The 8,017-nt window shown below is 65.0% G+C and carries 8 protein-coding genes; 3 read left to right on the top strand and 5 right to left on the bottom strand.

The annotated features are described in order from the left end of the window. The 3 genes from ACWDU1_RS25875 to ACWDU1_RS25885 form a co-directional block, all read left to right on the top strand. A partial coding sequence (locus tag ACWDU1_RS25875; RefSeq protein WP_450002321.1) for an NAD(P)/FAD-dependent oxidoreductase occupies positions 1-621 on the top strand: 621 nt, incomplete at its 5' end. 71 nt (positions 622-692) lie between these two features. Next, positions 693-1,025 (top strand): thioredoxin, encoded by a 333-nt coding sequence (trxA, locus tag ACWDU1_RS25880; RefSeq protein ID WP_450002322.1) that lies wholly within the window; start codon positions 693-695, stop codon positions 1,023-1,025. Positions 1,026-1,200: 175 nt separating this feature from the next. Further along, positions 1,201-2,394: an N-acetylmuramoyl-L-alanine amidase gene (locus tag ACWDU1_RS25885; protein WP_450002324.1), complete on the top strand. Its 1,194-nt coding sequence runs from the start codon at positions 1,201-1,203 to the stop codon at positions 2,392-2,394. Positions 2,395-2,424: 30 nt separating this feature from the next. Here the strand turns inward: ACWDU1_RS25885 and ACWDU1_RS25890 are convergent, their stop codons facing one another. The 5 genes from ACWDU1_RS25890 to ACWDU1_RS25910 form a co-directional block, all read right to left on the bottom strand. After that, a complete protein-coding gene (locus ACWDU1_RS25890) occupies positions 2,425-3,150 on the bottom strand; it encodes a GNAT family N-acetyltransferase (RefSeq protein ID WP_450002325.1) in 726 nt (241 codons plus the stop codon). 217 nt (positions 3,151-3,367) lie between these two features. Beyond that, on the bottom strand, positions 3,368-4,384 hold the full coding sequence (locus tag ACWDU1_RS25895) for a ParB/RepB/Spo0J family partition protein (RefSeq protein ID WP_450002327.1): 1,017 nt from the start codon (positions 4,382-4,384) through the stop codon (positions 3,368-3,370). A 61-nt stretch (positions 4,385-4,445) separates the two neighbouring features. Beyond that, positions 4,446-5,402 carry a ParA family protein gene (locus tag ACWDU1_RS25900; protein WP_450002329.1) on the bottom strand — a complete coding sequence of 319 codons (957 nt, stop codon included), beginning with the start codon at positions 5,400-5,402 and terminating at the stop codon, positions 4,446-4,448. A 1,031-nt stretch (positions 5,403-6,433) separates the two neighbouring features. Then, positions 6,434-7,165 (bottom strand): 16S rRNA (guanine(527)-N(7))-methyltransferase RsmG, encoded by a 732-nt coding sequence (gene rsmG / locus ACWDU1_RS25905; RefSeq protein WP_450002331.1) that lies wholly within the window; start codon positions 7,163-7,165, stop codon positions 6,434-6,436. A gap of 180 nt (positions 7,166-7,345) precedes the next feature. Further along, positions 7,346-7,891 carry a Jag family protein gene (locus ACWDU1_RS25910; RefSeq protein WP_450002332.1) on the bottom strand — a complete coding sequence of 182 codons (546 nt, stop codon included), beginning with the start codon at positions 7,889-7,891 and terminating at the stop codon, positions 7,346-7,348. Positions 7,892-8,017: the final 126 nt, after the last annotated feature.

The raw sequence follows: 8,017 nt of genomic DNA on the forward strand, positions 1-8,017 counted from the left end.
GAGCAGGAACTGCTCGGCCGCGGTGTCAGCGCCTGCGCCACCTGCGACGGCTTCTTCTTCAAAGGCCAGGACATCGTGGTGGTCGGTGGCGGTGATTCCGCCATGGAAGAAGCGATCTTCCTCACCAAGTTCGCCGCCAGCGTCACCATCGTGCACCGGCGCGAGGAATTCCGTGCCTCTCGCATCATGCTCGAACGCGCCAAGGCCAACGAGAAGATCCGCTTCCATACCAATGCCGAAGTCGCCCGGGTCCACGGAGAGACCAGCGTCACCTCCCTGACATTGCGCGACACCCGTACCGGCGAGACCTCCGAACTCGCGGCCACCGGCCTGTTCGTCGCCATCGGCCACGATCCGCGCAGCGAACTGGTCCGCGACCAGGTCGAAGTGAACGACGAAGGCTACGTGCTGGTCCGCGACCCCGGAACCCAGACCACCGTCGAGGGCGTGTTCGCCGCCGGCGATCTCGTCGATCACACCTATATGCAGGCCATCACAGCCGCCGGTACCGGCTGCCGCGCGGCTATCGACGCCGAGCGCTGGCTTGCCGAAAAGGGCGATATCACCAGCAATACGCTGCCGAACGCCGATCATCCGGTCGCGGTCCCCGCAGCCAACTGACCCACGCGCGCCACCGGCGCGTTTCTCTCGATACGGGCAGCACTGCCACGTGGAGATCAAGGAGAACAGCCATGTCCGATAGCACCAATACGGTCACCGTCACCGACAAGTCCTTCGTCGACGCGGTACTCCAGAGCGAGAAGCCGGTGCTGGTCGACTTCTGGGCCACCTGGTGCGGGCCGTGCAAGATGGTCGCGCCGGTTCTGGAGGAGATCGCGGGCACGCACGCCGAGAAACTCACGGTCGCCAAGCTCGATATCGACGCCAATCCCAATACCGCCCGCGATTACCAGGTAATGAGCGTGCCGACTATGATCCTGTTTGCCGGCGGCAAGCCGGTGAAGCAGATCGTCGGGGCCAAGGGCAAGGCCGCACTCCTGCGGGAAATCGAAGACGTTATCTGACGTCTCGAATAGGTCATCTGGCGGCCGTCACACGGCGACGCGCCGTAGTATGCCCTGACCATGATTGTCGAATCCCGGTCCGGGTCTGACAGAATCGACCACGCTCCGTCGTGCGAGGGTGTACGCCGTCGCATGAGTGGGTACCCGGGATTGACGGAAGGAAGGGCCCTCACGCATGCACCGACTTCGTCACGGCGACACCGGTCCAGCCGTAGCAGAGGTTCGGAGCACCCTGGCAAGTCTGGGGTTCCTGCACGCGCACAACGGCGTAGACGCCGACAGCGCGGGTGAGTATTGGAAAGACACCGAAGCCACCTTCGACTATCAGCTCGACTCCGCGGTGCGTGCCTTCCAGCAGCACCGCGGGTTGCTGGTGGACGGAGTGGTGGGTCCGGCCACCTACCGGGCGCTCAAGGAAGCGTCCTACCGGCTGGGTGCCCGGACCCTGATCTACCAGCTCTCCGCCCCCCTGTACGGCGACGATGTCGCCACTCTGCAGCGTCGGCTTCAGGACCTCGGCTTCTATGTGCACCGGGTCGACGGGTTCTTCGGCCCGCATACCCACGAGGGATTGACCTCGTTCCAGCGTGAGATCGGGCTGTCCGCGGACGGTATCTGCGGTCCCGACACCCTGCGCTCGCTCGAACTGCTCGGCGCCCGGGTCACCGGCGGTAATCCGCACCGGATCGCGGAGGAAGAGGTCGTGCACCGCGCCGGGCCCCAGCTCACCGGTAAACGCATCGTGATCGATCCGGGCCTGGGCGGGTCCGATCGCGGCCGGGCCGTCCCCACCGAATCCGGTGAGATCTACGAGGCGGAGATCCTGTGGGATCTCGCCAGCCGGTTGGAAGGGCGGATGGCCGCCACCGGTATGGAGACCTTCCTGTCCCGGCCCTGGGGGAGCAACCCCACCGATGTGGAGCGCGCGGAAACCTCCAACGCCTTCGACGCGGACCTGATGATCTCGCTGCGCTGCGCATCCAACTCCAGTCCGATGGCCAACGGCGTCGCCGGGTTCTACTTCGGTAATTCGCACGGTTCGGTGTCGATGATCGGCCAGGTACTGGCAGGGTTCATTCAGCGTGAAGTGGTCGCGCGGACCTCCCTGCAGGACTGCCGCACCCATCCGCGCACCTGGGATCTCCTACGCCTCACCAAGATGCCGACGGTCCAGGTGGATATCGGCTACGTCACCAACCAGTACGACGCGTCCGTTCTGGCCAGCCCGCGCATGCGCGATGTGATCGCCGAGGCCATCCTGATCTCGGTGAAGCGGCTGTACCTGCTGGGTCAGGACGATCAGCCCACCGGTACCTACACTTTCGCCGAGCTGCTGGCCGAGGAACTCGCCGCCGCCGACAGCCGCTAGCGAATTCCCCGGCCGGCGCCGGCCGGGGAATCAGAAGGTCAGCACCCGGGTGGGCACGGTCATCGACGCCGCGGCGAGCAGCTGGTCGAGGGCATGCTCGACATCTTCTTTCCAGCCGTGGTCGGAGTCGAGTTCCAACCGCATCCGCGGGAAACGGTGATGCGGCGCCACCACCTCGAAACCGACTTCTTCCAGGAAATCCGCCTCGATCATGCAGTTCTCCGGGGTGCAGTCCAGCGAGGATCGCCGGGCACCGCGATCCGGTACGCCGATTCGTTCCATCAACCGCATGGTGCCGGTCGGGCGGTCCGACAGCGCGGTGCTCGCCGGTGCGCCCCGTATCCCGAATGCCTCCAGCGCACGGACACCACGGCGGACCAGGTCGGTGACCACGGCCTGAACCAGGCGATAGGCGATATCGCCGTCGAGGTCCGGGAACTCCGTGCCCAGGGTGGTCAGCAGAATTGCGTCCGGACTCACCGGCGAGGTGGGAAAGAGTCCCGCCCGGGGCACCACGCGAGGAGGCGCGTAGAGCGCGCAGCCCACAGTCTTCTCATCGATGGTGGCGAGCTGACCGCAGGAACCCCACTCCAGCATGACCGTCGAAATCCAGGCTTCCTTCTCGAAGACCGGATCACTGAACTCACAGGAGTCGGCCGCCACCGCGGGATCGATCTCCCAGAACACACAACGGCGGGCATGCGCCGGCAACCGACTTATGCCCTCCAGGGTTAATCCCGTGACGCTGGTCGCCACCGCTCTGCTCAGCCTCCAGCTATCCGATTCGTCTATGCTCACGCCGCATCAAGGTTTTCTTGCAAGCAAGAATATGCGATCAAGCCAACCCGCCTCATTTCGCGTCACTATGGTCTTCGGTTGTGGCCCGGCTCCGCGTGCAATCCCTCTGAACAGTCACTGTCACAGTGACGTTTCCTGGTCGATCGGCAGGTCACACCGCTGACGAGCCGGAATTTCAATTATTGAGCGATGTCTCCAACATCAGGCTGACGATCCGTTCCAGATCGTCCACCGATCCGAACTCGACCACAATTTTGCCCTTCCGTTTACCGAGACTCACCGAAACCTGCGTATCGAAAGATGACGACAGCCGGTCGGCGACATCCTGAAGGCCGGGGGAGTGGATCGGCGGCCGGCGCGGTGCGGGCGGTTTGGCCGGCTCCTCCTCCCGGTTCGACAGCTTCACCGCTTCTTCGGTGGATCGCACCGAAAGCCCCTCGGCGACGATCCGCGCGGCGAGCACCTCCTGGGCGTCCGCACCGCCCTCGAGCCCGAGGAGCGCCCGGGCATGCCCGGCGGACAGCACACCGGCGGCGACCCGGCGTTGCACCGGGATCGGGAGTTTGAGCAGCCGGATCATATTGGTCACCACCGGCCGTGACCGGCCGAGCCGGGCCGCGAGCTCCTCCTGGGTTACCCCGAACTCTTCCAGCAGCTGCTGATATGCCGCCGCCTCTTCGAGTGGATTCAGCTGAACGCGATGGATGTTCTCCAGGAGCGCATCGCGGAGCATCGCGTCATCGTTGGTCTCCCGGACGATCGCCGGAATCGCTTCGAGGCCCGCCTCCTGACAGGCCCGCCAACGCCGCTCACCCATGATGAGCTGATACCGGTCGCTACCCGGCTCCAGCTCCCGGACCACGATCGGCTGCATGAGACCGAACTCGCGGATCGAATGCACCAGCTCGGCCAGCGCCTCGTCGTCGAAGTACTGGCGCGGCTGCTTCGGGTTCGGTTCGATCTTGTCGGGTGCGATTTCCCGATAGGTCGCGTCACCGGCGGAGGTCAGCTCCGCAAGCTCCGCCGGTTCGGGTACCTCGCGCAGAAAGGTCGACGCGGGACGTGGCCCGGGATCCAATCCGATCACGGCATTGGCCGCCTCGGTACCCAGACCACCGGCCACGGGTGCCGGTCCGGTCGGGATCAACGCTGCCAGACCGCGCCCCAGCCCACCTTTTTTCGACTGACTCACCGGCCTACCCTTTCCCTTGCCCGCTTCCACAACCACGCCCGATCACACCCGATCCGTTTACTCACTCCGCGCCGTCCGCGACGGCGGCATATCGCGCCGCCCCACGTGCGGCCATCTCACGTCCCGCGTCCAGATAGCTCATGGCACCCCGAGAACCCGGATCGTAGTCGAGCACCGTCATCCCGTAACCGGGCGCTTCGGAAACCTTCACGCTGCGCGGGATCACCGAACGCAGGACGACATCGCCGAAATGACTGCGCACTTCCTCGGCGACCTGATCGGCAAGTTTGGTGCGGCCGTCGTACATCGTGAGGACCACCGTGGACACATGCAATTCCGGATTCAGATGCGACTGCACGAGTCCGATATTCCTGATCAGCTGCCCCACACCTTCCAGGGCGTAATACTCGCACTGGATCGGAATCAACACCTCTCGCGCCGCGACCATCGCGTTGATGGTGAGCAGGCCGAGGGAGGGCGGGCAGTCGATCATGACGTAATCAATGTCGTAACCGGCGATATTCGCTTCCTGGATGGCCCCTTTCAGTCGCGCCTCGCGCGCGACCATGGAGACCAGTTCGATCTCGGCGCCGGCCAGATCGATCGTCGCCGGGATGCACAGCAGATTGTCACTGTGCGGGCTCTGCTGGATCGCGTCCTGAACTTTGATCTCGCCGATCAGTAGTTCATAGGTCGAGGGGATACCGGAATGATGCTCGACCCCCAGGGCGGTGCTGGCATTGCCCTGCGGGTCGAGGTCGATCACGAGCACCTTCATGCCCTGATGTGCCAGGGCCGCGGCCAGATTCACCGTCGTGGTGGTTTTACCCACGCCCCCCTTCTGGTTGGCGACGGTGATGATGCGTTGCTCATGCGGTTTCGGCACTGTCACCTTTCCTGGATGCATTAGCTGGCTCGCTCGGTGCGCCTCGGCGGCGATCGGCGTCTCGGACGGGGATATGTGACCGTAGGGTGTACTGCCGAATGCCTCCGGACCGATATTGCTGTTATCCAGCATTCCCGGTACGCGTGATGTTTCCCGTGAAACATTCGCTGAACCGCTCGACATAGACCGCTCCTAACGCGAGAACTGCAAGATCACGTGGCCTGACGGACGCCGGCATCGTGTCGTCGAAACCAGCCGGACCGGATCGAATCATGATCCACGACCAGGACCGCGGCGTCCGTGTTGACCGGGCGGCTTCGCACCGATGCGTGGTCACGCGAAGCTACCTCCTCCGACGCTGACGCTGAGCCGCCAGTCGACCGGGCGGAGCGTCACCGCTGCGATACGAAGTTTCCTCCGTGGCACCGACGCTCACGCCCGACGTTGAATAGCTTGCCAGTCACGGACGGGATAAGAAAGCTGAATCGCTGCGACGCGCCCGCGACACGCGAAACTGCGTCGTTTTCATCCCGTGACGGATCCTCGGGGCACCTGATTCAGCCTCAGCCCGCATCGATGTTTCCCGTGAAACATCGATGCGCGACCTGAGCCCGATCGACCGCGAGCCACGGGGACTCCACCTTCGCGCCACGAGAAGGCAGGAGAGGGGAAAAGGCAGGCGCGCGGAAGAGAGGCGAAGTATCCGTACGCGCCATCGAACAATCCGCCAGTAGGTCCGCACGGCCGGCCGTGTCAGACCTCGGCCGGAACCGCCGTACCGACTCCGCACGGTCCGTCGTATCAGTTCTTCCCACAACGCGCGTGTGTGGCCGGCGCGCAATCCACCGACCGCGCACACCCGCGTAGTCGGCTCGCGAGGTTTCGAGCCTCGTACCGCACCCGGACGATCGCACAACTTACGCCCGGACTCGAGTCCGGAGATATCCACCGACTCCGAGGCCATCTCGACCCGGATTGCCAACGCACGACAACCCGCCACCTCTTCGATATCCACGCCCGGTCGACTCCGCGCTCCGCGCCTCGCGATGTTTCCCGTGAAACATCGCGGCGTCTTCGAACGCCGCCGTGGATGCGTACGGCCCCCGTCGCTGCGACCGCAGCGTCGGCCCGTACCCCGACTCCGGCGCACAATCCGCAGGGAGTCAGCTCTTCCGGCGTTCCGCCCGAGCTCCTCGCTTCTTGGACTTCTTCCCCGCGCGCTCCGAACGCGGAAGCCGTTCCGCGGACAGCACCACGGTGGCGGTGGAGAGGATTTCCGCACCACAAGCCAGAACGCTGAAATTCCCGGCGCCCGTCCGCTCGACCGCCTCGCGGTCACGTTCCAGTTCCTCGACGACGCTCGACCCCTTGAGCGCGAGCATATGCCCGTGGTCCCGCAGCAGGGGCAGTGACCATTCCGCCAGCTTCGCCAGGGGAGCCACCGCCCGGGAGGTCACCACGTCGGCGCCGCCGGCTTCCTGGATTACCCCCGGCTGTTCGGCTCGTCCGCGCACCACGGTGATATCCAGTTCGGCCGCGTCGATGAATTCCTTCAGAAAGACGGTCCGGCGGAGGAGGGGTTCGACCAGAGTGATCCGCAGATCGGGCCGGGCGAGCGCAAGCGGGATTCCGGGTAGCCCGGCACCGCTGCCGATATCGACCACGGAGGCACCCTCGCCGATCAGTTCACCGACCACCGCACAGTTCAGGATGTGCCGCTCCCAGAGCCGCGGCACCTCCCGGGGGCCGATGAGCCCGCGCTCCACTCCGGCAGCAGCCAGGGCGTCCCGGTACCGGCACGCCAGCCCCACGCGGTCACCGAATACGACCTCCGCCTCCGCCGGGGGCCGCGACTCCGGCGCTGCGGCCGCAGAGTCGCCGAGATCTGGTTTCACGTGAAACACCCTTCTGTGTGATCGTTCGCGCCGGCGTGAACTGGCCACCCGGTGTCGAAAGTCAACCGTATCCGCTACCCGCGACAACCGGGACCACCGCGCGCCGGACAGAGAAAGGGCCCGAATCCATCGGACCCGGGCCCCGTCGAGCAACCGGCCGGAGACGGCCGGGAAACCGTCTCACTCCGGGATGACCACGACCCGGCGGTTCGGCTCCACGCCTTCGCTCTCGCTGGCGACCCCGTCGATCGCCGCGACGGCGTCGTGCACGATCTTGCGCTCGAACGGAGTCATCGGAGCGAGCTGCTCGGGAGCACCCGTCTGCAGGACACGCTGCGCCGCGGCCGCGCCGAGTTCACTCAGATCCGCCCGGCGCTTGGCACGCCATCCCGCTACGTCGAGCATCAGGCGACTACGCACGCCCGTCGCCTGCTGCACCGCCAGCCGGGTGAGCTCCTGCAGCGCGTCGAGAATCTCACCGCTGTGACCCACCAGCTTCGACAGATCCTTACCGCCGTCGATACTCACCACAGCGCGGTCGCCCTCGACATCCAGATCGATGTCACCGTCGAAGTCGAGCACATCCAGCAGCTGTTCGAGATAGTCACCGGCGATCTCGCCCTCTTCGATGAGCGCCTCCTCGGCATCACTCACCGCGTCATCGGGATCCGCTTCCACCACGGTCGCGGATACGGTGGCGTCGCCGCCTTCGGTCTCGAGAGTCATATGTTTCCTTTATCTGCTCGTCGGGATCCGGCCGGGGGTGCGGCCAGTTAGGTAGAGGGTGGTGTAGGGGAAGAGTGTGTTTTATGTGGTGTATTTATAGGTGTTGGGGGTATCATTAAAAAAATT

The sequence above is a fragment of the Nocardia sp. NPDC003345 genome (assembly GCF_053589395.1).